The 24,930-nt window shown below is 56.0% G+C and carries 17 protein-coding genes; 3 read left to right on the forward strand and 14 right to left on the reverse strand.

Going from position 1 to position 24,930, the window contains the following annotated elements; genetic code table 11:
• Positions 1-132: 132 nt before the first annotated feature.
• The 9 genes from Q31a_RS28485 to ispH all read right to left on the reverse strand — a co-directional run bounded on the left by Q31a_RS28485 (position 133) and on the right by ispH (position 12,866).
• Positions 133-1,773, reverse strand: a complete 1,641-nt coding sequence (locus Q31a_RS28485; RefSeq protein ID WP_145085909.1) for an ABC transporter permease — start codon at positions 1,771-1,773, stop codon at positions 133-135.
• 102 nt (positions 1,774-1,875) lie between these two features.
• Complete coding sequence (locus tag Q31a_RS28490) at positions 1,876-2,589, reverse strand: response regulator transcription factor (RefSeq protein ID WP_145085912.1); 714 nt, start codon at positions 2,587-2,589, stop codon at positions 1,876-1,878.
• A 916-nt stretch (positions 2,590-3,505) separates the two neighbouring features.
• The gene (locus Q31a_RS28495; protein WP_145085915.1) at positions 3,506-4,834 is read right to left on the reverse strand and encodes a replication-associated recombination protein A; all 1,329 of its coding nucleotides are present in this window, start codon (positions 4,832-4,834) and stop codon (positions 3,506-3,508) included.
• Between the two features lie 3 nt (positions 4,835-4,837).
• Positions 4,838-6,550 (reverse strand): fatty acid CoA ligase family protein, encoded by a 1,713-nt coding sequence (locus Q31a_RS28500; protein WP_145085918.1) that lies wholly within the window; start codon positions 6,548-6,550, stop codon positions 4,838-4,840.
• Positions 6,551-6,891: 341 nt separating this feature from the next.
• Entirely contained in the window at positions 6,892-7,779 is an 888-nt protein-coding gene (locus tag Q31a_RS28505) for an ATP-grasp domain-containing protein (protein WP_145085921.1), read from the reverse strand.
• The gene (mch, locus tag Q31a_RS28510) at positions 7,780-8,823 is read right to left on the reverse strand and encodes a methenyltetrahydromethanopterin cyclohydrolase (protein ID WP_145085924.1); all 1,044 of its coding nucleotides are present in this window, start codon (positions 8,821-8,823) and stop codon (positions 7,780-7,782) included.
• A 500-nt stretch (positions 8,824-9,323) separates the two neighbouring features.
• On the reverse strand, positions 9,324-10,643 hold the full coding sequence (locus Q31a_RS28515; protein ID WP_145085927.1) for a dihydroorotase: 1,320 nt from the start codon (positions 10,641-10,643) through the stop codon (positions 9,324-9,326).
• Positions 10,630-11,625, reverse strand: coding sequence for an aspartate carbamoyltransferase catalytic subunit (locus Q31a_RS28520; protein ID WP_145085930.1), 996 nt, complete (start codon positions 11,623-11,625; stop codon positions 10,630-10,632). Before Q31a_RS28520 ends, Q31a_RS28515 begins: the two co-directional genes overlap by 14 nt.
• 290 nt (positions 11,626-11,915) lie before the next feature.
• On the reverse strand, positions 11,916-12,866 hold the full coding sequence (gene ispH, locus Q31a_RS28525; RefSeq protein WP_145085934.1) for a 4-hydroxy-3-methylbut-2-enyl diphosphate reductase: 951 nt from the start codon (positions 12,864-12,866) through the stop codon (positions 11,916-11,918).
• A 100-nt stretch (positions 12,867-12,966) separates the two neighbouring features.
• Here ispH and hpnC point away from each other — a divergent pair, with 100 nt between their 5' ends.
• The 3 genes from hpnC to hpnE are packed head-to-tail and all read left to right on the forward strand — an operon-like array spanning position 12,967 to position 16,474.
• Positions 12,967-14,001 carry a squalene synthase HpnC gene (gene hpnC, locus Q31a_RS28530; protein ID WP_145085937.1) on the forward strand — a complete coding sequence of 345 codons (1,035 nt, stop codon included), beginning with the start codon at positions 12,967-12,969 and terminating at the stop codon, positions 13,999-14,001.
• Complete coding sequence (locus tag Q31a_RS28535) at positions 13,998-15,044, forward strand: phytoene/squalene synthase family protein (protein WP_145085940.1); 1,047 nt, start codon at positions 13,998-14,000, stop codon at positions 15,042-15,044. The genes hpnC and Q31a_RS28535 overlap by 4 nt, the downstream gene beginning before the upstream one ends.
• Before the next feature lie 47 nt (positions 15,045-15,091).
• Complete coding sequence (gene hpnE / locus Q31a_RS28540; protein WP_231691272.1) at positions 15,092-16,474, forward strand: hydroxysqualene dehydroxylase HpnE; 1,383 nt, start codon at positions 15,092-15,094, stop codon at positions 16,472-16,474.
• A gap of 227 nt (positions 16,475-16,701) precedes the next feature.
• Here the strand turns inward: hpnE and Q31a_RS28545 are convergent, their stop codons facing one another.
• The 5 genes from Q31a_RS28545 to Q31a_RS28565 form a co-directional block, all read right to left on the reverse strand.
• Complete coding sequence (locus Q31a_RS28545; RefSeq protein WP_145085947.1) at positions 16,702-17,154, reverse strand: carboxypeptidase-like regulatory domain-containing protein; 453 nt, start codon at positions 17,152-17,154, stop codon at positions 16,702-16,704.
• 338 nt (positions 17,155-17,492) lie between these two features.
• Positions 17,493-18,503 (reverse strand): DUF1559 domain-containing protein, encoded by a 1,011-nt coding sequence (locus Q31a_RS28550; protein ID WP_145085950.1) that lies wholly within the window; start codon positions 18,501-18,503, stop codon positions 17,493-17,495.
• A gap of 201 nt (positions 18,504-18,704) precedes the next feature.
• Complete coding sequence (locus tag Q31a_RS28555; protein WP_145085953.1) at positions 18,705-19,628, reverse strand: DMT family transporter; 924 nt, start codon at positions 19,626-19,628, stop codon at positions 18,705-18,707.
• On the reverse strand, positions 19,625-23,272 hold the full coding sequence (ccsA, locus tag Q31a_RS28560) for a cytochrome c biogenesis protein (RefSeq protein ID WP_145085956.1): 3,648 nt from the start codon (positions 23,270-23,272) through the stop codon (positions 19,625-19,627). Before ccsA ends, Q31a_RS28555 begins: the two co-directional genes overlap by 4 nt.
• Entirely contained in the window at positions 23,266-24,504 is a 1,239-nt protein-coding gene (locus tag Q31a_RS28565; RefSeq protein WP_145085959.1) for a hypothetical protein, read from the reverse strand. Before Q31a_RS28565 ends, ccsA begins: the two co-directional genes overlap by 7 nt.
• Positions 24,505-24,930: the final 426 nt, after the last annotated feature.

Consider the following 24,930-nt stretch of genomic DNA (forward strand, 5'->3'; position numbering starts at 1 on the left):
CCATTCAAAGCTAGCATCGCCTCAGTTGGCAAGCCCAATGAGTTGACGATTGATTCCAGTTCTAGCTTCGACATTCGGAACTTGAGAAATTCACTCCAAGTCGGAAAATTCTGCCTAATCGCGCAACTCGACCTAGCGACCAGTCATTCCCCAGCGATTGCGCAGTAGGGTTGCAACGACGGCGAGCATACCGGCAATGGCTAGCAAAGTGCTCGCAATATAGAGGCATACCAACTTCCAGTCGCCGATGGCCCCTCCCTCAGCCAGGTTCTCATGAATATTCGCATCCAGGGGAACCCAGAAGACCGCCATCAGCGGACTCATCGCTCCCACCAGCTTGAGCACGCCAAGGTAGGGACCAGCATCGACCAAGTTCGTAGCTATGAACCAGGCCGCCACAGGTAGGAAGTAGAGTACGATCAATACCGAATAGCTGGCCAACAGAGCCGTCGACGTTTTCTTACAGAGTGTCGAGCACAGCAGGGCGCTTAGTGAGTTAAAGATAGCGGCGATCAGCACGATTGCGAAAAAGGTCAACACGGCGAGCCAATTGGAGCCGAAGCGCCCCATCGCCAGCAGAAATGCTAGCACCATGGGCCACATGAGAAACATCGTCAACACATAGGAGACACGAAAGCCGGCCAGCAACTTACCCCACAGGATCTGCCAAGGCTGCAGGACCGTGGTCAGCAGCAGTTCCAAAGTCTGCCGCTCTCTTTCACTCGTCAAAGCCCCGGCAGAAAAAACGGGTGCCACCAGAATATTGAAAACGAGTACGTAGCAGAGATACCAGGGACAATGCCACGGAAAGATAAACAGAAAGAACGCCATCAAAGGGATTGCGAGCAACATGCTAATTTGAATCACCAAGCGGAGCATTAGCGTGCCCTGACTGAATAGCTCCGCGTGGATTTCTTTATCGTATACGGGATTGGCGGAATCCTTCATCAACGCGGTGCGCCGCGGGGGAGCAAACAAGCGATCCGGGAATTGGTCGCGTTGAATAATCATCCCAATCGCATGCTTCGACTCCTCCTCCAAATCGACCACATCCTTCCCCTCGCTACCCACATCGGGCGGATACAAGAGTCGACGCGCCGTCCAAGCACACAAGACCCAACTGATCGTCAAATAGATGGGAGGTAAGATGAGTGTGGCGATATTGAGTCGCAAACTACCACTGCTCTCCAAGGCGCGCCAAAAAATGGCTCCGACAATCACAATCGGGAGAATGACCAAGTAGGACACGACCAGCGATGAGCTCGTCCGTTGAAAGCGGCAGCTGCAAGCTAGCCCGATCGAACCAAATAACACAATCGAGATCATCAGCCAAAGATAGGCTCCCCAGACCTCATACACACTAACGCCCCCCAAAGGCAGAGCGAGCATGATAATAGGGAGCGAAGCGATAATCAGCACCACGAGGTGCGTCAGCGAAGCCACCATTTTTCCAATCACGATTGCCCACGGACGCAATGGACTGGCTAACAACATCTCGTAGGTTTTGCGTTCCTTTTCACCGCTGATCGCACCAGCAGCAAACGTGGGTGCCATCAACGAGGCCAAGACATACTGGCCCAAGAAAAAGAAATCGACCAATTGCCGCGCCGCAGAGGGATCGCTCGACAGGTCAACGCGTTGCCCTGATGGATAGGCAACTAGCAACACCAACCCCAGCACAACTTGATAGAGCAACAGCAATACAAACGCGCTGTTGGCGCGCAAGTTGGTTAGCAGTTCTCGTTGCAGAACAGGGTTTTCAAGAAGCAACATTGAGGCGGCATTTTAGAAGAGGTTGCACGGGCTCCCCCCAATCTATCCTTTGCACCCCCAGCAAACCACTACCCTGGCCAACCACCTCGCCGAGTCAAGATATTAAGCCACTTCCACTTCCGCCGCAGCCCAACGCAGGCAGTACCCACTGCCACGCACTGTATGAATCAAATTGGCGGTAGTCTGATCTTCAATCTTCGCCCGCAAACGGTTGATATGAACCTCGATCACATTGGTTACCCCTTCCCATTCAGGGTTCCACAAGAACTCGCACAACATGCGACGCGTCACCACTTTCGACTGGTTGCGCATCAACAGTTCTAGGATTCGGAATTCGGTGGGCGTCAACGCAATCTGCTTCCCATCGCGAACGGCTCGCCGCGCGGTTAGATCAATCGCCAGAGGTCCCACCTCGATATAGGAACTCGGGCGCGATTTGGAACGCACCAAAGAAACTTCGACGCGCGCCAACAACTCTCGCATCGTGAATGGTTTGATCACGAAATCGTCGGCACCGGACTCGATCCCCATCACCCGTTCCGCTCGAAACTCCAGCGGGGTAAGTAACAAAATGCTAGCGTTCTCATTGGACTCACGAATGCATCGCAGCACGCCGAGCCCCGAATCGTCATCGAGGGCAAGATCAATCAAGATAATAGGAAAACTGTCAGATTGAGCCAAAGCAGCCGCTTCCTTGGCAGAATTGGCCAGAATGCAGTCATAGCCATGATCGGCAAGTCCTGTCGATATCGCTCTGCCCAGGATCGGTTCATCCTCCACGACGAGTACCTTTACACTCTCCAATGGTCTGTTCATGATGGGGTGACGATCGTTCGAGGGAAATTGTTTTTAGTCCATTGCTACTAACCCTAGTTCACACAAACCGGATCGGTCAAATTCAGAATTCTTTCGAATTTATAGCAACGGCATGCTTCCTGAACTTTCCGCCAGACTCGCGATTCGAATTCCGAAAAAGAACTACAAAACTGAACCGGCGAAACCAGAAATCAGGGACGTTGCCGTCGACGGAATTGGAAACCAACCCTCAGCCCCCCTTGCTTCTCCCCCGGCTTGCGGACTTGTCGGAATAGTCACCCGTCGATGGCGATTTGAAGAAATCGTTACCCGCGACGTGAGCATGGAGAGGCGGTTGCTGCAACGGGGCAATTTAGGGGTACCACCTTGGCGGCAATACTGAAAACGCTCTGAAATCAACAAGCCATTACGGGGGTTGAGAAGCCTAGCGTGATCCACTGACTCTTCAGGTAACCTACCCTGCCACAGGGAGAACGGGACCCCAAATTTCCAATTGCGCGAAATTAAGATTCCGTAAACGCGCGAGCGGCTTGTCCAACGAACAACCCGCCGTGCGTGCAAGGAATAAGGGGACGCCGCTACAGTGAGTTTCGGGGGGCGACTCTCGCGTTAAACCCGCGATCGCGATTAAACAGCCAAGCTGCAAACCAGCGAGCAAAGGCAAAGAAACGGCTGCCGATTTTACGAATGCGGAATTAAAATACTTCCGCGGATGCAGGGACCTTCCGCCCCACGCTTGCGACTAGACAACACACACGAATCACATGCAACTGGATTGCGACGGACAGAATCCACAAGCTGCCTGGCGGTCGGCTTGCCCTTGCCTGCCACACCTGAACCGCAAAGTCCAGATAGGCCGCGCGCCGATCGTTAGTGCCGCAGAGCCCCCGCGCGTGCCCCAAGCAACCTTCCTGCTCTACTCCTCTGGAGATGCGGTGGTTCTCAATCGCTCGCGAATCGCTTCCAATCGCTTGGTGTGATCCCCCTCCCACCCCCGGTTGGTCGGCTCATAAAAAGTACGGTCTACCCCCAAGTAGTCTTGGTCAACAACTCCATCTGGAGAGTTATGCGAGTACTGGTACCCCACGCCATGCCCCAATTCGGCCGCTCCTCGATAGTGTCCGTCGCGGAGGTGAACTGGAACTGGAAGCAATTTCCCATCACGGACCTCTCGCCGGGCGGCGCCGATGGCGACGGTGGCTGCATTGCTCTTCTCAGTGCAGGCCAAGTAGAGGACAGCCTGTGAAAGAGTAAGCTGGCATTCTGGTAAGCCGACGAACTCGCAAGCCTGCGCCGCGGCCATGGCAAGCACCAGAGCCTGCGGGTCGGCGTTGCCGACATCTTCGCTGGCGAGAATAATCAGTCGGCGACAGATATACCGCACATCCTCCCCGGCTTCCAACATTCGCGCCAACCAGTACAGGGCCGCATCGGGATCACTGCCACGAATACTTTTGATTAATGCACTCGACACATCGTAGTGTTCATCCCCTGCCCCATCGTACTGCAGCGTCTTCTGCTGCATCGACTCCCGCAGCAAACTCTGCGTCAACTGAACAGGTTGAGTTTTGGTTGACAGTACGGCTACCTCCAGCACCCCCAGTGCCCGGCGAGCGTCCCCTTCGCAAGCGGTCGCCAAGTACTCCAGAGCACCGGCCTCGCATTGGGTTCGGATTTCACCGAGACCGCGCGCCCGATCCTCTAAGGCACGTTGCAGTAGCTGCGTAATGTCCTCAGTACTCAGTGGTTGAAACTGAAACACTTGGCTACGACTGAGCAAAGCTCCGTTCACGGCAAAAAAGGGATTGCTGGTCGTTGCGCCAATCAGCGTCACGATCCCCTCCTCCACATCCGGTAGCAGAGCGTCCTGCTGCGCACGATTGAAGCGGTGTATCTCATCCACAAACAACAGCGGTCGCGGGCTGCCTGTAGCGACGGCATCGCGTGCGCGCGTCAAGATCTCGCGCAGGTCTTTCACTCCACTGGTCACGGCGCTGATGGGCATCAGCTTGCCACCCGTTTCCACCGCCAGGAGATGCGCGAGCGTTGTCTTGCCGGTTCCCGGCGGACCATACAGCAGCACGCTACTCAAACGCCGCGCATCAATCAACCGCCGCAGCAGCTTGCCTTCTCCTAAGAAGTGCGATTGCCCACTGAACTCGGACAAACTGCGTGGCCGCATGCGGGCGGCCAAAGGCAAATTGCGCTGTAAGTTCTCTGCTTCCTGAGCTGCAAACAAATCCACCGCTCAACTCCTCCTACTAGTTTGCATGAGTTGCTTGGCTGCCCAGGGGCCGAGCTGCTCTCGAAAAATCTTGGCATTGTGCCGGATATCGGTCGGCAAACGCTTGGGATACAGCAGGATGTGTTCAATCGACTTCGTCAGCGCGTGGGATTTACCAATCCCTCGCAGCTGCGCAATCAACTGTTGGCGACTCAGCGAATCGTGAGGCGTGTGTTCAGGCCACAGCTCGGCGATCAAGACCGGTTGCTGCGAACCCAGTTCGCCAATTCCGACCAGCGCCGAGCGGTGTACGTGCGGATGCGTGTTAAAAATGGCCTCACACGGTTCGGTGAACAACTGGCCTCCTGCGGTCCTCACCCGATGGGACTTGCGTCCACAGCACCAGAATCGGCCTTGCTCATCGAGATAGCCGACGTCGCCCATTCGATGCCATATGCGATCTCCATCCTGCACTTTATGCAAGAGGTTTTGATCGGTGCGAGTCACATACTGATGGGTCACCACATCACCGGTCACCATCAACTCACCAATCTGACCTTGTGGCAACTCGCGCACATCCTGGATCGAAGCCAAGGGACCGTCGTCGATGGCAATCACCTTCCACTCAATACCGGAGAACCGGCGACCTACACAGGTGCCTGCTCCTGCATCGCATTTATCTGCCGTTTCCTCCAACACCTCACGCGATTCGATCGATGCCACTGGCAGTGATTCGGTGGCCCCATAGGGAGTGAACATCTCTCCTCCCTCCCCCATCGTGTCGCGCATCCATCGCAGGACATTGGGAGAGACTGGAGCACCGGCGGAGAAGACTCGACGCAGACTTTCTACCTTCCGACCTCGCTCGGTGGCCCAACGCCCAACGGTTGTCCACAACACGGGTGATCCAAACGCCTGATTGACTTTCCACTGATCCATCGCATCCAACAAACGCGGCGGATCGACGTCGGCCGGCCGCGTGGGGTCCATGTCTGGAATGACCGTCGTCGTCCCCATCACTGCATTGAACAAACCAAACAGTGGAAACGCCGACAGGTCGCAACCTCCAGGCTTTATTCCGTAGTGTTCGACCAATTGATCGACTTGACTGTTAAACGTGCGGTGCGTGTACAACACCCCCTTAGGCGGCCCCGTGCTGCCCGTCGTAAAGATAATGGCAGCCTCAGAGTCCAAGGTAATCGGCGGGGGAATATAGAGTGCAGAAGGGGTTCCTGCCAAGCTTGCCAACGTCGGTTTGGGAAGAAAGCCGTACCGCGGTCCAACCGTAACGTTCTTGCGAGCATGGGGGAAGCGACGGCGGAGCACCATGCGAATCAGCTGCGCAGCGGGAATCGCCACAAAACCATCCGGCTTGGAAGCCTCTAAGCAACGCACCAAATTCTTGCGGCCCATCCCCGGATCGATCAAGATCACGACCGCCCCTGCCTTGAGTAGTGCGAACACCAGCGAAATGAAATCGGCCCCAAACTTGACCAGCATCACGATCCGCATGCCGGGGGTAATCTCCATCTTCTGCAAGCCAGCAGCAATGGAAGAAGTATGCAGCTCTAGGTCTGCAAAGGTCATCGTGGCGTAATCCCGCTTGCGCCCCGGTTCATAGCGTCCCAGCGGACTGGCCAAGGCGATTTGGGCTGGCTGCTTCGCCGCTACCTGCCGTAGTCGAGCCGCAATATTTGCGGTTGGCCTCTCCCCCTCTGAAACGCGAACTGGATCCATGATCGAACCTTCAAATCTAACGCAATACTGCCGATACCCAGCGCAAGTTGGAAACTCCCGCTAGGTATGCCAACATACGACAAACTGAACGAGCAAATAAGGGGGGCCGCCCCCACCCTACTGAATCTACATCGATCAACGAGTCGAGTTGCCAGGAAATGATCGGCTACCAATACTGCCCCTGTACTCCTTTCGCATATTTAGCGTCTTTCGCGGTTTCATCTCCCACCGCCCCGCTAGCTCGTTTCCTAGTGCCCCGGTTCAGGGAAGCTCTTCGGAAACGGGCATGCACCTAGGCCCATCAAATGCTAACGGTCAATTGATGCAATTCCCCTCCAAACTCAGTCGCCATCTCGCAGGGCATACTGCACTACCTGCCTTGCGATGTCCACGCCGAGTGCCGCGCCGGTCCCTCTCCAGCCTGGTACGGCATTTACCTCAAGCACCAGTCGTCGTCCGTCGAGCGTAGGCAGCAGGTCGACCCCCACGACCGCGCCTCCAATAGCCCGAGCCGCTCGCCACGCTAAATCGAGTTCCAGTTCAGACAATGCATGCGATTCAGCCACGCTTCCCTGCGATAGATTGGTGAGCCACGTTCCCTGAGCTCGTCGACGAATCGAATAATGTTGCTCACCAACGAATAGCACGCGAATATCGTATCCCGAGTGCTCGACAAACTGCTGCACATAGAGCACTTGTCCGATTTGCTGCAAGCTCCCGAGCACGCGCCAGGCCATGTCCTTGCACTGCACGCGTACAATCCCTCGGCCCTCGCCACCAAACAGGGGCTTGATGAGGACATCACCGCCTAGCTTTTCATAGGCCAGCATGGCGGACTCTCGCGTTTGGCAAGCAATGGTCGCTGGAATGGGCAAGCCAGCCACGGCCAGTCGCTGGAGGGTCAGCCACTTATCAATGGCAACCTCCAAACTGCGCGGCGAATTCACTAGCCGCACTCCCGCCGCTTCCCACCCCTGCAAGCAGTCCATCCGAAAGATGACTTGCTCCAGCGTGCCCAATGGCATCGACCGGACGATCACCGCTTCATAGGGCGGGGGCTCCACGAACACTCCCACGCCGCTCTCGATAGATCCACTCAACCCCAACTGCAAATCGACGTAGCGCAGCAAATCGATTTGAATATCAGGTTGTAGTTCCAGGGCAGCCCGTTGCAAGTCGCGGACATAGGGTCCCTCCGGCACACCAAGAATTGCTAGCCGTCTGTGCATTTACCGTGATTCCACTTCGCGAGAAGGACTTGAACCTGACGACTGCGTTTTAGAGGCCTGCACTCCGGAATCCTGGGTCTCGAACGAATGCTGCACGAGATCCCCTCGCAGCTCGCCGAATCGCCAGCTACGCCCCGTTTCGACATTCATCAACGTCACCTCAGCAGGACTGAACAAGCCTGGATCCACCTTGTAGAAATCGTATTCGTAGCGTTTAAAGATCTCGGCAAACGGCTCGCCAAAATCTCGCGATGCACAACTCGGCAACTTCGCACCCAGCTCTGCAATCACCTCATCCTCACCGCGCAACCACAAGCTTACATGGCCACCATAAAGTATCGCATCATTGGTGCGACCAATGCCCTTGGCAAAATTTGGGGTAGGTGGCGGAACAGGAGCTACCCCATAGCCACTGAGGACATTCTCTAGTGGAAACCCGAGTTCATGCAACTTGTGCAAAGAGGTCTCGACACTGCGGGCAACCACTTGTACACATCCAGCCAAACTGCGCGTCGGAGCGACCGCTAAGTAGAGGGATTCGGGAGGCACCTCGCACTCGGCTGCGATTGCCGCTGCTACCTCTTCGGTTGGCAGCACATCACTCTCCAGAGTCCCCACCGCAATCTCGTCGGAGTCGCTGGCAGCGAGGCTCTTTAGGATCTCCTCTTTGCCACGGCGAATTCTCATTGGCCCCGAACCCATTGCAAAGAATTTATCATGCTTCACCGGCCAACCCGCGTACTGTGCCAGCATGCACGCTTGAACGGGCTTGTCGGTGGAGACTTGAACCCAAGGCCCCGGCCAAACAGCGCGCTCACCGGGAACAAGCTGCAGAGAAGCTTGTCCGGCGAGACAAATTCCGGCAAATCGCTGGCCGGCTGCCAGACCGCCTGGCGCCTGAATTCCACAGTCGAGCAAGTGCGTCCCATTGGCCAACTGCTGGTAATCGACTCGCAACTCCTCTTGATGCTCTACCATCCCCAAAAAGACGGAGAGGGCCGCTCCATTTAAACCGTTACCCAGACTTGGTTTACCAAGTGTCATAGCCAACTTTCCATTCGCGATAGTAAGGAATGTCCCGAGGATTGAGTGCGGAAAAACTCTCCGCAAATTCTAAAAAATCATCAACGTTCTGGCTCAACTTTGGACGATCAACCTTGCTGTCAGCTCGCCACAGCCTATAGTTTACCCGTGGGCCGTGATAAGCCCGCAAAATGAACTTCCGATTGATTTAACTGGCAGAGGGATCAATTTTTGCGTTAGCCTAGATCTTCAAGTAGCATGTGCAGAAGCACGCTCGATCTTCGCTTGTCTCGCACCGGCTCCACTTTTGCCGAGCACAATCGGAAGCTTCGAATTAGCCGTTAAGCGCCGCCTCCAACGAGGCATAGCACTTAGCGGCTTTTTTTGTCTACTCAGGGATGCTGGATAGTGCATTTACTAGAAAGTGCGCTGATCAATGGATTCCGCTACTTTTTAGGAACGGGCCTTCGCGGTGCTCTGCACACCAAAGTAGCCAACACCTTTTCAAGACGGCGCCACATTCAAGACACGTCTGGATCTTCCATTCCATACATCGGCTTGCCACCCACCCAAACGTAGCGCGCCCGTCCCTGCAATTCTTTGCCCAATAAAGGCGTGTTGCGACTGCGGGAATGCAAGGCAGCCGGCTCGACCGTCCACTTGACGTGAGGGTCGATTACCACGACATCCGCCGGCTTTCCTACCGACAAACATCCGGCGTTGATCCCCAACACCTCCGCAGGTGCCGAGGACATGCATTCAATCACTCGACGCCACCCCAAGATACCGGGCTGAACCAAGTGGGTAATGACCAGCGAAAGAGCCGTATCGAGCGTGGTCATGCCAAAAGGAACCACATCCAACTCCTGCATCTTCTTCTCTAGGGACTTGGGTTGATGCCCACTAGTTAACACGTCGATTTGTCCATCCACCAGGGCAGCAATGCAAGCATCAATGTGCTCGCGGCTTCGCAGTGGTGGGTTAACTTTCAAATTCGAATCAAACGAGCGCAGGAGCTCATCTTCAAAACACAGATTGGCAATGCGGACTCCGACGCTAACGACCGTCCCCCGTTTCTTGCTGCGAGTGACCAGCTCGACGCTACCCGCGGTTGAGATACTGCTAAGGTGCAACCGGCCACCGGTCGTCTCCAGCAATCGCAGGTCGCGAGACGTGGCCAAATCCTCCGCCTCGGCCGGCATGGGGGCGAGTGCCAACACGAGCTGCATCATCCCCTCATGCATTACCCCACCCCGCGTGAGGCTGGTGACCTCCGGTCGATCAAAGATGGGGCGGTCAAACATCTGGCAGTATTCAAGCGCTCGCCGCAACAGGGCCGTGTTGCTAATCGGCCGCGGGGTATCGCTCAATGCAATGGCCCCAGCTTCCACCAGCGCACCGATCTCCGCCAATTCCTCTCCGGCGCGTCCCTTACTGACGCAGCCGATCGGGTAGACGCGACAATGCCCCGCACGAGCCGCCTTCTGCCTCACAAATTCAACGGCTGCTGCGGTATCAATCGGAGGATCCGTGTTCGCTGCACACGCCAGAGAGGTGAAGCCACCAGCCACCGCCGCCAGCGTGCCGGACGCGATCGTCTCATTTTCCTCGCACCCTGGCTCCCCCAACTCACTGGCCAGATCGACCAAGCCAGGCGCCACAATACAGCCACTCGCATCCACGCGACGGCAGCCTGCCGGCAGGGCGTCGTCCATGGGGTCCAGTGCAGCAATCTTGCCACCGGAAATTAGTAGCCGACCGAGACGTTCCAAGCCCTGCCGCGGATCGACGATCAATCCCTTTTCAATCAACCAATGCTCATCGCTGCTATGAACGGTCACTTGCACTCACTCCCGCTTTGTTACAGTTGGCATTAATGCTCAACCACAGTCCGGCCATCCGCACTGCAATGCCGTTGCCCACCTGCTGCAATATCACAGAATGCGGTCCATCTGCCACTTCAGGCGTTATCTCCACGCCCCGGTTGATTGGGCCGGGCGCCATAATGAGCACATCGGGTTTAGCGCGTCGCATGCGTTCTGCATTCATGGCGTACAACAATGCGTACTCCCGAACCGATGGGAATGGGCGGATGGCTTGGCGCTCGAACTGGATCCGCAGCAGATTTAAAACATCACATTTGGGTAAGATATCATCGAGCCGATGCGCTACCTCGACACCATGCGCCTCCCACTTGCGGGACACCAAAGTTGCGGGGCCACAAACAATTACGTGCGCCCCCAATTTCTGCAAGCCCCAGATGTTGGATCGAGCCGTCCGGCTGTGTGCGATATCGCCAACCAGACCAACGGTCAGCCCCCGTAGGCTGCCGCGTTTCTGGCGAATGGTCAGGATGTCCAACAATCCCTGCGTGGGATGCTCGTGGGCCCCATCGCCCGCGTTGAGGACGGAACAATCGAGGTGTTCCGACAGCAGGCTGGCGGTCCCCGGGGTGGCATGTCGGACCACGACGGCATCGGCCCCCATTGCCTCAATCGTCTTGGCGGTATCGATGAACGTCTCGCCTTTGGAAACGGAAGACCCCGACGAAGCGAACTCAATAGTATCCGCGCCGAGGCGTTTGGAGGCCAACGAGAAACTATTGCGCGTCCGCGTACTATTTTCAAAGAACAAGTTGGCGACCGTCTTACCGCTGAGCAGATCCAGCTTCTGCCCCTGGCTTTTAAAGCGGCCGCTTAGGACTTCCGCAGTGTCTAGAAGAGTCGTAATATCGGCAGCGGAAAGACTTTCCAACCCCAACAGGTGACGATGTCTCCAGCTGGCTGCCCAAGTCCCCAGTTCCTCGCTCAATTGTCCGCCCATACATCCCTCACACGTCTATCAGTCACCGATGCGAGCATTCTAGGCGAAGCCACCTGGGACTGCGAGGGACCGGCCTTGCTGCGAAGCACCTAGTGTATCGTCAACACTAAGAATTAGAGGTTTAGCGAGCGTTCGGGAAAAGGTGTCCGACACCAAAAGTACAAAGCACCCGAAGGGCCGTGCCGGCTTTTGGTGTCGGACACCTTTTTCCGGGCAACCCGAAAATTAAGCTTGGACAATGCACCTAGCACTCAATAAACTTAGGGACCGAAGGCCAATGTTCACGATCTCTACTCAACCAAACTCCCATCCTTGACGAGTTGGCGAAGCGGTTTGGGAAGTGGAAAGTGGACGTTTTCCTCTTTGACGGCATGCTCGCGGACCGTGGCATTGAACTCCCGAACAAGCCACTCCACGGTTTCCTGAACGACCGACTCAGGCGCGCTGGCGCCCGCGGTCAGCAACACGCGGTCCGAGCCCTTAAACCAATTGCGATCGATATCCTCCACTCCATCAATCAGGAATGCATCCTTCCCCTGCTCACGCCCTAACTCGCGCAAACGCTGGCTATTGCTACTGTTCTGACTACCGATCACCAAGACAATTTCGGCTTCTTGGCTCAACAGGCGAACCGCTTCTTGGCGATTCTGAGTCGCATAACAGATGTCCTCCTTGGGAGGACTTTCAACCCAAGGAAATCGCTCACGCAAGGCCAGAATAATACGGGTGGCATCATCTACGCTGAGCGTCGTTTGGGTCAGATAGGCCAATTTCCCATTCGCCGGAAAATTGAGTTGTTCAACCCCAGCCTCATCCTCCACCAAGACGATGGCCTCCGGCGCCTCCCCCATTGTACCGATCACCTCATCATGACCTTCATGGCCAATCAGAATGATGGTGTACCCCTCTTTCGCATACTTGATCGCCTCCAAATGCACTTTGGTCACTAGCGGACAAGTCGCATCGATCGCGAACAACTTCCGCGTTCGCGCCACTTCGCGAATCTCCGGAGAAACACCATGGGCCGAGAACAGAACGGTGGCCCCCTCAGGGACTTCGGACAATTCGTCGACGAACACTGCCCCTTTAGCCTGAAACGTCTTTACCACATACTGGTTGTGCACAATTTCATGATAGACATAGATCGGAGTACCAAAATACTGGATCGCTAAGTCGAGGCTCGTCACAGCCATATTGACTCCCGCACAAAATCCCCTTGGGGCCGCCAGGATGATTTCCATCGCGATTTCCTAGATTTTCAGTGTGGGACAGGAACCATTCACCGGGTCACTGCATTAGGCTGTTGAATCACAAGCCGCCAATTAGCATCAAAGTCCTATTATGCCGGAAACGGACACAAACACGACTACCGATCGAGCTTTTTTCCTGCGGGAACTGGAGCGCTATGGGCCCGCCTGCCCTCAACCAAGTAAAAGTAGCGAGAACTCAGCCGGCATCTCCCCCCAAGTGCCGAGCCGTGAACTATCGCAAACCGAGGCCTCCCTCTACTGCCGCATGTGGGCCAAGCGGCAGTATGAAAATTTTGTGGTGGCCTCCTGCCTCTTGCCGCGGCGATATCGCCAAGATTTCTACAATATCTATGCCTTCTGCCGCTGGTCGGACAACCTGGCCGACGAATTGGACACTCCTCAAGAAAGCCTCAGGCGGCTGGCTGCCTGGCAACAACAGTTCTTGCTGTGCTACGGCGGTGCCCCCACCCATCCCGTCTTACGCAGTCTGCAGACAACCATTCAGCAGCATTCACTCCCCCCGCAACCCTTCCTCGACCTGCTGAACGCCTTCCAACAAGATCAAACCACCTGCCGCTATGAAACCGCGGCCGAACTCCTGCTCTACTGCCAGCGTTCTGCCAATCCCGTCGGACAACTCTTGCTGCAGGTCGCCGACGTGCACTCCGAAGAAGCGCTGCAGTTAAGCAACCTGGTCTGCACCGGGCTACAGCTTGCTAATTTTTGCCAAGACATGGCGCGGGACGCCCTCAAGAATCGAATCTACGCCCCCCGCTCGCTCTGGAAGCCTCACGGCGTCACTGAAGAAATGTTGCTGGCAGGGGAACCAACCGACCAGCTCCGGGAAATGCTTGCCGCCTGGGTCGCCGAGGCGCAAAGCTACTTCGAATCAGGCTGGGGCATCGTACACCAGGTCCCAGCTTGGCTTGCCACCGATCTAGAATTATTTGTTCGCGGCGGGGTGGCCATTCTGCATAAGATTCGATCGCAGGACTACGACGTCTGGAGCCATCGGCCGACCCTTTCCAAAATGCATCAACTGCAACTACTCACGGCTGCCACGTTGGGTCGCGTGCGGCGCCGCCGTACGCCCCCACCCACACTCGTTTCCAGGAGGAAGAGATGACGACGCCAGTATCCTTCCCCCACATACCGCCCGCGGACCGCCCCATTACGTTCCAAGAGAGCATCCGCTGGTGCCGTCGCGTTTGCCGACGTAGCGACAGCAATTTCTACAGCTCATTTGCCTTGCTCGATTCAAGACGCCGTCAAGCGATGATCGCCCTGTATGCCTTTGCGAGAATTACCGACGACTTGGCCGATGCCCCCACCGCGGCAGCTACGGGGCATCTGCAACTCGCCCAATGGAAAGCCAGCCTCTTGGCGGAACTCAGTGAAGTGCGGCCAGCGAGTGAGTTTGTCGATCCCCCGGACCCAGGCAACTCACTCCACGACTATCGCTTTCTGTGGCCTGCCTTGCGGAGCTGTGTCCAACAATTTGGCATTCCCCTACCACCTCTTCTCGAACTCGTCGATGGAGTCATCTCCGATCTCACACCACAAATCCCGGCCAATTGGCAAGCCCTCGACCACTATTGTTATCAAGTTGCTTCCACCGTTGGGCTAGCCTGCACCCACATTTGGAAACGCTCGGCGGAGATCCCCGAACAGGCAGTTCTCGACTGCGGCAAGGCCTTTCAACTCACCAATATTCTGCGCGATGTCGCCGAGGACGCCAAACGCGGACGCATCTATCTGCCCGCCGACCAGCTGCAGCAATACGGAGTCTCCCAAACTGCTTGGCTCGACTGCGTCGCCTCCCACGATACCAGTGCAGGCCCCCCCCGCACCCAACGCTTCGGTTCGAAACCCCATGACGGACAACTCCCCGGCGCATGCATGCCGGATGGCGACTGGCGAGCCTTGATCGATGCCACCGCCAACCGCGCCTACGCATTGTTCGATTCGGGCTGGAACACCAAACCCTTTCTCACCAATAGCAGTCAACGTATGTTTTCCCTTATATGGCACACCTACCGCGACCTGCTCCACGAGATTGTCAGCCATAAAGAGCAACTCTGGTCTACCTCCAAGATCCGCCTCTCCTATCTTCACAAGAGCAAGCTATTGTTTGCTCATGCAGTTCCCCGAGGTGAACCCAAACGCTAGACCACGTTGAATCCCGAAAGCCAGTCCCACCGCAGTCGACGATTGTCATCGGAGGTGGACTTGCAGGCTGCGCTGCAGCCATGCGACTCGCACAGCCTGGGCAACGAGTCACTTTGCTCGAATCGCGCCGGCAACTCGGCGGTCGGGCCGGCTCGTTCCTACCCCAAGCAGCGCGCTCGCCTTCGACCAGCATTGAGGCGACCAGCATTGACTATTGCCAACACGTAGGGATGGGCTGCTGCTCCAATCTCTTGCATCTGATTGATCTGCTCGGGCAGCAAGCCGATTGGAAACGCGAGCGACAACTTCACTTCTATAGCTCCGCAGGAGCCTACCGGCGTCTATCCGCCCTGCCCTTCAGCCCAGCGCCATTGCATCTAAGCGGTTGGCTTTGGCGCTGGCCAGATCTCTCCCTGCTCGATCGGTATCGAATTGCCAGCGGAATGCTCAAGTTGAAGCGTCTCGAACTAACCGCAGAACTCGACGCCCATTCCGCCTTGGAGTGGCTGCAAGCCGCCCGCCAAACGCCACGAGGAATCTCCAACTTTTGGACCACAATTTTGGTAAGCGCGTTGGGGGAACAGCTTTCGAACGTGAGCCTGCATGCGATGTGCAAAGTACTGCAGGACGGGTTCCTAAACCACTGCGATGCCTACCACTTACTCATTCCACAACGGCCCTTGTCAGAGCTGTTTGGCAGCGAAATGCAGAAACACCTCGAACAGTCGGGGGTAGAAGTCCAACTTTCCTCTCCGGCGGTCGCGATCCAGACCACTTCGCTCGGCCGCATGAAAGTGGTGACCAGCTCGGCGGAATTCACTGCAGATTCCATCGTCGTGGCAGTCCCCTGGCACCACATTGCGAATCTAGCCGTCAACAGTTCGGTGCCTGAGCTCAGCCAACTCGCTTCGCACACCGCGCAGCTTCGAGCATCGGCCATTGCGGGGGTCCACACTTGGTGGGATCGAGCTTGGCTCCCCACCGCACACGCCGCCATCGTGGGACGCACTTGCCAATGGGTTTTCCCACGCCCCACCACACCACTGCCCGCCGCAAGTTCGACGACAACCATCTCAGCAGCAGCGGAAATCGCGGCGTCTGAGCACTACTACCAAATTGTGATCAGCGCATCGCATCGATTGCGGGGCAAGACTTCTGACGACATCGCAGAATTGATCTGCGAAGAGATTCGCGCCCTATTCCCACGAGCTCGCCCAGCACGCCTCCTAGGCCTCAAGGCAGTCAACGACCCTCACGCCGTCTTCTCCATCCGCCCGGGCAGCCTACAACACCGGCCATCAACGCGCTTGACGCCGACGATTGCCCTAGCCGGCGACTGGACCAACACTGGCTGGCCAGCCACGATGGAGGGAGCCATCCTCAGCGGATTCCGAGCCGCAGCCGAGATCGCCGCCAACCGCTCCCCGTAGCCATCCCCCGTAGCCTAGCCCCGTAGCTTGGCCCCCCGGGCCGTGCCCTACACCCTCCAACTCTACAACTCTCATCAAGTCATCACAGAGCGTACCAGCCACCGTGTGACTCGCCAGGATCGAAGCACACCATTGCACCCTCAAGGTGCGGCAGCGATTGGCCCAGAGTCCCACCAACCGCCTATCCGGAAAGTACAATCGATGAAGGAGGAGTCAGCGTCTCGCGCTCAATACCGCCCGCCGCCAGCTCCTGGGGGCTGAACCACTTGCCCCTCATAATCGAGCTCGAAGTCAATCACGTTGGTGCCTCCCGTAACAGTACGAAACAACTCGCTGGCAACGTTGTACTTTGCTGGTAGAGTCTCGGGTGACTCCTGAGCGCCGTAATCACCGCCACCCTCAGAGCCAAAGGTTGTGATCTTGACGGTGTGCTCGCCGATCAATGCCCCCATATTGTCACGATCCAATACCAATTCGTAGCGGCCATTCTCGTCGGTGCGAGCACTCGATGCAGATCCTCCCGCTTTCGGGTAATACTCAAGCAAGGCTCCTTTTAACGGCTCTCCACCCGCCAGGACCGTGCCGGTCACTTGTCCATACTCACCAGAACTACAACCGCTCAATCCCACTGCTACCACTACTAGCAGAACCGAAAAACTCCATTGTGATTTTGAAAACACGATGCTACTACCTATACCTATTTTTGAAAGTGAATTCAGCAAGACGTCTTCGACGCACCCTATACCATCTCTTGGATACGCGCGTTCGCTCCGCAACTGGAACTACTTGCCAGTGCGCTGCGCTTGACAGTTGCGACTCCTGCTCCAGTTCCAAGACGCGGCATCCACCCAAGACAGCAGAGTTCCGCCCTTCGACGCCCTAATTGCAACAACCGGTGGAAAGCCTCCCAACGGACGGTTCTCAGGCAGTGCCCGAGAACCAGAAAATCCCCTGCTAATTAGTAAGCGGACTTGGCACGCGTGGCGGACCGCTTACTAGATCGACTCGCTACCCAATCTTAAGGATCGATCGAAAAGACAAAGCCGTCTTCCCGGCGTCCCAATCGTTGGTAGGTACCCATCGTATCCTCGGGAGGATTGGGATCATAGGAATGGCCATTGGGTGTGGAATCGGTTCGCCAGTCGATGCTTTGAGAGATGAAATGCACCGAACCGTCGACGTAGGCAAATTGAGCACCACCGGTGTGCAAGCTCGAAAAACCAGCACCCGCACCACGATTCTTCGAAGCCCAATTATTGGGAGGACTCGGTGAATTCAAAGGAGCACGCACGTTGGCCGTACAGGTATAGAAACCGCGGCTTCCCTCTCCGAAGGGATTCCGTGTTCCGCACCAAGCTCCAGATCGACCATACTTCGAATCGCGTTCTCCGATGCAGAATGTGTTGCTGGTTCCATCGCTCACGTCCCCAATCTTGACCGCACGATTCTCCATGAACATGCCGTAGGTGTCATTCACCTTCTGGTTGCTATCGCGAGTCCCACGACTGCTGAAATAGTTCGTCAATCCTGGCTTCCAATTTCCATGGCTGCCCTGATTGGTTCCCCATCCGCCACCGAAGTGGCGCGCCGACTTGGCTTGATCTTCACTGGCATCGCTGGGACAGCGAAACGCTGCGAGCTCGGACTGGAGCACAGGAACCGGATTGACCAAGTTTGGATTGGAGCCCGCCAAGACATCCGCCAGAGAATACTGCCCCGCCCCAAGCTGAGAATGGAGGTTGCCCTGCTCAATAAAAGGCATCACCAACACGGTCCAGCCCCAAGCTTCCACATTATTGTTGTCGGCATAGTTCGCGCGGGCTGGCACGAACCCCATCGGGAACTTCCGATACGAACTCTCGTAGTTAAGGCAAGCCAAACTCAATTGCTTGAGATTATTGGAGCACTGCATCCGCCGCGCCGCCTCGCGCGCCGCCTGCACAGCCGGCAGCAGCAATCCCACCAGAATGCCAATGATGGCAATCACCACCAGCAGCTCGACTAACGTAAACCCATTGCGCTTACTCATCACATTACCTACCGATCTAGAAAAGAATGAAGAAAAGTCCGCAAGGCCCAGATATACGCCACTAAAGCCACTCAGAGGCGACTAGACCCGCATCGCTTACCAACCTACCTGTAAAGATCGTAAAGGCACAACCGCAAAGGATTACTAAAAAGCAATATTTTTCCTTTTTCCGAAACCAAACACCCCACATGAGCGATCAATTTACGGGTTCACGCAACTTCCAGTGCGTGGAAGGTACCGATTGAGCAACCCAATCAAGATCAATCCAGCCCCAGCCCATGCCCACCAAGCTGGTGCTTCGTAGGTGGGATGGGTGTGCCAAGCAACGAACACCCAAATGGGAACGAGGATCGGTTCAATTAGGGCGAGCACCGACGCTTCAGGGCTCGATGTGGTGCGCAACCCTCGGGCGAACAAGACGTAGGGGAGCGACATCTGGAATACGCCAAACAACGCCAACGCAATGTAGCTGCCTGTAGAAACATGCGACTGTCGTCCCGCCAGCACCCACGGCGAAAGAATGGCCACAGTGGCGGAATGGTTGAGCAAAATGAGCCATGTGGGATCGACATCCCGCAGCGTTCGCATCGACAACAGCACGCCAGCGAAGCTGACTCCCGACAAAATCCCCAGCGTCGTCGCATACAACTGGCTTCCCTGCCACATCTCCATGCACAAGATTAGCAGCACTCCCCCCAAGCAAAAGCAGAACATCCAAACGTCGGCCGCTCGCACGCGCTCCTTGAGAAATAGCAAGCCAACCAGGAAGACCCACGCCGGGCACAGATACTGCAACCAGATGGCGTTGGCCGCAGGTCCATGCACCATAGCAGACATGAACGACCAAACCATGGTCGCAAAGCAGATCATCATCGGGGCCATTGGCCATCGCCATTGCGGGCGGCGAATCAACGGCAACAGCACCAGCATTGCAAAGAAGCTGCGCCAGAAGGCCAGCATGATACCTCGCACATCATCGGGCCACGCGTCGAACCAAGGCGCCTTGGCAAAGAAGCCGCTCGTACTCCACAACACGGCCGCCAGCACAATCTGCAAGCGACCGCCCCAGTGTCCATCCGACACTTGCCCCCGATTCAGTGCACTGCCTGGAGGGACAGTGGTCATCCTGCGTTTGCATTCCTCCCGGCCACCGCAAAGGATCGAGTCACAAGCAAGGCAATCCCGACGAACACGAGATTGAAGGTCACAAAACCACCCAAGGTATACAAGGCCCCGCTGGTAAAGCCGTAGCTATGCAAACCGATACCCAACTGGTTGGTTCCAAACCAGGACCAAGCAGTGACAATATTCCCCAGCACGGCTAGGGCGGCAAATCCACGTGCCCCCACTTGTTTATCCCAACGTGCGTGCAGCAAGAGTGCGTTCCATAGCACGATCATCATCGCCCCGTTTTCCTTGGGGTCCCATCCCCAGAAACGCCCCCAACTATCATCGGCCCACAAGCCTCCTAGAACCGTACCGATGAAGCTGAAGAAGATGGCGAAGCACGTGACACCGTACATCATGCGGTACAAAATCTGCTGAAACTCTTCCGATTCCTTCGGACGTTTGCCGGCCGGATACGCGTCGTACCCAGTAGCCATCCGATGCACCAGAGCACAAATACCAATGAAGCCCGCCAAGAACGTCACCGCATACCCCGCCGTCACCGTAATAACGTGAGTCGACAGCCAGAACTGCGTATCCAAGACCGCTTGCAACACATGCAGCGTGTCCTGCGTATCCAAGAATCTAGCGACACTCAGTGTCGAGATACCGATGAATCCGGAAACCAGGTTGGCGATGCCAATGGGATAAATAGTCTCCAGCACCAATCCCAACAAAACGCAGGCCCAACCGATAAACACGGCAGAAGAGTACAGGTTGATCACCGGGGCGCGACCCGAGATATAGACTCGAGCCACAATGGCGATGGTATGAATCACAAAGACCCCGACCAATACCCAAAACGTCGCGCTGCGAATCTTCTCGCTGCGGAACAGGAAGCTTGCAAAACCAAGCAAGATGGCGATCAAGTAAAGCAACACACCTTGTGCGGTGGGGTTGAAATGGTTCAACCAGCTTTCGGCTGCAGCTCGGTCCATTCCAGCGGAAGCGAGAGGCATACTTCGCAGAAGCTTGTCGTACTCGCGAAGCTTTTCGTTCGCGGCCAAGACATCGTCTTCGCGAACGGCCGTCAAAACATCGTCAAAGGCCAGCAAAGCGGGACTGGTCTCAGAGGTCTCAACCCCCATTCGGTTCATCAATCCATTGAATACCGCGGGTCCTACAGCCTGCCACTTGGCATCTACCAAATTCTCTTTGGTCAACTCACCCTTCGGTGGGATGACTGCCGGCGGGCGGCCATCCTCCAATTGCTGCATCATTTGAGCAACTTGCATAATCCGGTTGAAAAACTCGGTGCGTTGCTCCGACGACTCCGCTTCTGAAGGATCGGGCAAGGGTGGCATCTGATAGCTCAGATACAACAAGTCGTACAGATTTATCTGCCCGTGCAATTGGGCCAATTTCTTTTCGAAAAAGTCGAACGTATCAGACTCCTTCGCGCGGAGCGGTGCGATCTCTTCACGGAAGGTTGGCAACTTCGGCTCAAGCTCGGCGTAGGAGTAGCGATACCCCTTGCGTGGAGGCAGATCGAACAAGCCCCGCACTTCGGGCGCGTAAATCCGAAAGACTTCAGCCTTGCGAACCCAATCTTGGCCTGCCATGACACCGAGCAACCATTCGCTAGGCTGGCGCTTTTCCCCATGCTCATCTTTGACATAGGGAACGCTTCCAAAGATCGGTTGGCTGATCGTTTGCAGAACATTTCGGGCGACCGTGTCAAAGGGCTTGATCCGCCCTTCATGCTGCACCGGCAAGTTATTAACAATGTTCAAATTGAGCTGATCGCGTGAATAGTGCTGAGGTTTCGCAAAGTACCCGCACACCAAGCCACACACGCCGAGCGATACCGCCGCGATTCCCAATCTCGAAACCAGCCCCCCAGCCCCACGCTTGGTCGTCTGCGCATTGGGGATGCTGCCTCGTGCGTAGCGATTGGAAAAGGTCAGGAAGGTAACTCCAAAGTGTGCAAACATGCCTACAAAAACCATCATGCAGCTCATGTAGGGAATCACCCAACCTGCATTCTCCACCACCTGCAGTCCGGTCGTCTCGATGACCTCTCCGTTGGGCGTTGGAATCTGGTTGTAGCGACTTTGGTAGAACGTTTCCCCCTTGTAGCGAATGGGATTGTTCATCCAAGTCTTCCCCTCTTGCGAATCTCCCGATTCTCGATCGGTAATCACAATTCGTGATGAGTAGTCACGCGGAGTGTCGGTCCCACTGTAGTTGATACGTTCCACGTCCACCAATTCGACGTCGTACGGCTTGCGGCTCTGGCGAAACCGGATGCCGACTTCGAAAGACTTACCATCGATAGTGACCGCCTCGTACTGATCGGACTCCATCGCTGCCGTCAATTGCGAGATGTCATTCATTTGCTGACTCAGGAGCAACGTTTCGATCGGCTTATCGGTTTCTCGGTCGATCAATTGCACGTAGGCGGCACCAATATTGCGAGCATCCATAATGGCCGCTCCCACAGGGGTCGCTTCGACCGCGATTGCTTGCAATCCAAATCCACTGGTGGCAGGGTTGTTGTCGGGATCGGTAATCTGCGCCAAGGTGCTATTTCTCATCCACTGCAAGACTTTGACCTTGCAGGGTAAGGCGGGGTCATCAATCACCGTATCCTTCCCAGCCACTTTGCGCACCAGTGCTTCAGGAATGGCGTAGACCGTGTCGTTTTCGGAGTCGCTGGTATCGATGAGTGCGATCTCGGTTTGGTCTTCAATGACCACTAAGTTGGTCTTAGTTCCCTCGGCCAAACCGATTCGCTGTTCGACCTGCCGGTCACCAAACACGAATTGGCCGACCATCAGCAGGCCGACGCCGATGTGAATCAATACGTTGCCGCCACGCTTACCAAAGATCAACCACAGTCCGGCTAACATCACACTGGAGGCGATGGTGGCTTGCAGGAGTTGCCAAACAATTCTCAGGCCAGGGTCGTCTAGCCGTACCGACTCACCACCTGAGAGCACCAGCGCGCTCACTCCGAATAGAATGACGGCCGAAGTTCCCGCCAAGATGCGCGCTAGGCGTGGTATCTTGGCAAGGATGGCGTAGGTCATCAATGCCAGGGTCAACAGCACGAAACCACCCTTCATCAGATTCCACAGGGTGTCGTAGGTAATGGGCGGTTTTCCCTGCAGTCCATCGGTAGCATGCCCACCGACAATCACCACGGTAACCAGGGCAGCACCGAGGGCCGCTATCAGAATTCCAGCCCACAGTTTCCCGCCTTTGCCCTGGATGGAAAAGCGTGTGGTCTTGGCCGCGATCAAGTTGATCAGCAAAATCAGACCGATGGTTGCTCCACCTGGGAAGTAGAATCCAAAGCCACCCAAGTACGGCAATTCGTGGGGAAAGAGGGTCACCGGAAACAGGATATCCAGCGGAATGCTGGCAATCCAGCAGTTAAAAAATTCCCGTTTGACCTGCGACAAATCCATCTCGTCCTGGGCTAACGTACCAAACAGTACGATGAGAATCCCCATCGCAAACATGGCGACGGTGATTTTCAAGGAGCCGAGAGTTTTTAGGATTGCCAATGGAGCGGAAGTCGTGCTGCTCGCATGGCTGCGAGATGCAGAATTCGATACGGTTCCGGTTGCCACGTTCATCACCTTTGAAATTACCACTGAAGCGATTCTAAAAACTTCACAAACGCATCCTGCTGGTTGCGAACTAACTCGGCATCGCCCTTGAGTTTAACGAATAGCGATTCGCCACTTTTCCAGGGGATATCGGCGACCAAGATCGATTGTTTCTCCTCAGTCTCGCTTCCGTCAATCGTGTAGTAGGAAGCGTCAATCTCATGTACCTGCACCTGCTCGGCTGACTCCAGGATTTCCCGCTTGAGCTCTTCAGTTGTCTCAACAGAAACTTGCCCCATCCAAATTCCAATGTTCGCATCAATACTTCCGCCAGCCGCAATGACAGTCACTTCCGCTGTCGACGAATCTTGCTCGATCGTAAAGGCGGCGCGGCGCATGCCGGAAGCGGCAATCTCCGACCATCCCTCAGGCACATCGTACTGCAAATCGCTACTACTCTTCGCAACCGGAGGCTTCTCAGCCGGCGCTTCACCTACCGACTCGGCAGTTGGACTAGGAGCCTCGTCCTCGGCCATATCCGCTTGGGAACGCGTCGGTTCTGCTGCCGTCGCCTCCTCGTTGGCGGACGTGGAATGTGGCGAGGCGACCTCGGCTGCTGCCGGAGGAGTCGCTCCCATGCGGTTCATGAAGGGACCACCCCCCATTCCGCCACTGCCACGACCAATGAGACTCACCCAATACGCTTTCGCCGCACCTTCGGACAACTCGGGAAGCTCCTCAAGCTCACTCGACATGGCATCCCATCCTTGGCTGGCCAAGGACAATTGTCCACGCCAACGATTGACGTTGATGACCACGTAATCTTTCCAGCCAGCGTCCTCGAGGGCGTCAGGAGATACGGGCAACTGAGTCACCGTCGCTTCGACATCGCCGGAAGGTGCAATAATTCTGGCGTAGGTGATCCCGCGTTCGATCTTTTCCGTCCACCCCTCTTCGAGCTGCCAAGTTGGAATTCCCGATTCGCCAAACCCGACCGATGTGACCGTGCGATGGAAGGCCTCGCGTTGCTCTTCCACCTTGGCGACATCACCCGTCAACTTGAAGAACCAAGCGGTACTTCCATGCGGCACAATCGCTGCCAACATCTGCTTTTCAGTCATCGATGCAGGCGACTTGGCAGACACCGGCTTGCGATTCGTATCGGATTTCGCAACCTGGTAGGTACGAATTTCGATATCCTCACCACACCCCGCCAGGCAACACAATACTGCCAAGCAAACCAGCTGGAGGATTTTCTGCGGCGGGGCAAACGGCATTCTAGATTCAGATACGTTGTTCAACATACTTAAACAGTTGTCTTTTCGTTCAATTGCCAGGAAGGACCTTGAGGACTACGCTCATTCTACGATGCACACTGCGTTCTGGGCATCCTCATTGAGAATCGCCACGGCTGCGCAACCACAGACGTTGCACATTGAATTGTCTACCAAGGGGCCTTTTCGGTAAATATTGGGGTGAGCAGGAGCACTGGAGTGGGGATTTGCAACACGCGCTGTCGGGCGAGCCACCGCTTCAACTTGGCGTCGCGGGGGAATGGGTGCCAACTTATCAAGAGGCGCACCCGATCCTTAAGGCAACGCATCACTGGGCTCTAGACTTCAATTTGGACTGGAGCACAGGTTGGGTGGGGCAGTAAGCGGGTCTGCTACGTCGAGGTGGGGTGGGTCGTTTTCGAGGTGGGA

It is taken from the genome of Aureliella helgolandensis (assembly GCF_007752135.1).
Classification (GTDB): Bacteria; Planctomycetota; Planctomycetia; order Pirellulales; family Pirellulaceae; genus Aureliella; species Aureliella helgolandensis.

Excerpts from the sequence above, each read along its gene's own strand:
- Q31a_RS28520 (WP_145085930.1), bottom strand. The coding sequence starts at position 11,625 with ATGGGCGGACAATTGAGCGAGGAACTGGGGACTTGGGCAGCCAGCTGG.
- Q31a_RS28500 (WP_145085918.1), bottom strand. The coding sequence starts at position 6,550 with ATGGATCCAGTTCGCGTTTCAGAGGGGGAGAGGCCAACCGCAAATATT.
- Q31a_RS28535 (WP_145085940.1), top strand. The coding sequence starts at position 13,998 with ATGACGACGCCAGTATCCTTCCCCCACATACCGCCCGCGGACCGCCCC.
- Q31a_RS28550 (WP_145085950.1), bottom strand. The coding sequence starts at position 18,503 with ATGAGTAAGCGCAATGGGTTTACGTTAGTCGAGCTGCTGGTGGTGATT.
- mch (WP_145085924.1), bottom strand. The coding sequence starts at position 8,823 with ATGACACTTGGTAAACCAAGTCTGGGTAACGGTTTAAATGGAGCGGCC.
- Q31a_RS28555 (WP_145085953.1), bottom strand. The coding sequence starts at position 19,628 with ATGACCACTGTCCCTCCAGGCAGTGCACTGAATCGGGGGCAAGTGTCG.
- ispH (WP_145085934.1), bottom strand. The coding sequence starts at position 12,866 with ATGGAAATCATCCTGGCGGCCCCAAGGGGATTTTGTGCGGGAGTCAAT.
- Q31a_RS28565 (WP_145085959.1), bottom strand. The coding sequence starts at position 24,504 with ATGCCGTTTGCCCCGCCGCAGAAAATCCTCCAGCTGGTTTGCTTGGCA.
- Q31a_RS28485 (WP_145085909.1), bottom strand. The coding sequence starts at position 1,773 with ATGTTGCTTCTTGAAAACCCTGTTCTGCAACGAGAACTGCTAACCAAC.
- hpnC (WP_145085937.1), top strand. The coding sequence starts at position 12,967 with ATGCCGGAAACGGACACAAACACGACTACCGATCGAGCTTTTTTCCTG.
- Q31a_RS28490 (WP_145085912.1), bottom strand. The coding sequence starts at position 2,589 with ATGAACAGACCATTGGAGAGTGTAAAGGTACTCGTCGTGGAGGATGAA.
- Q31a_RS28505 (WP_145085921.1), bottom strand. The coding sequence starts at position 7,779 with ATGCACAGACGGCTAGCAATTCTTGGTGTGCCGGAGGGACCCTATGTC.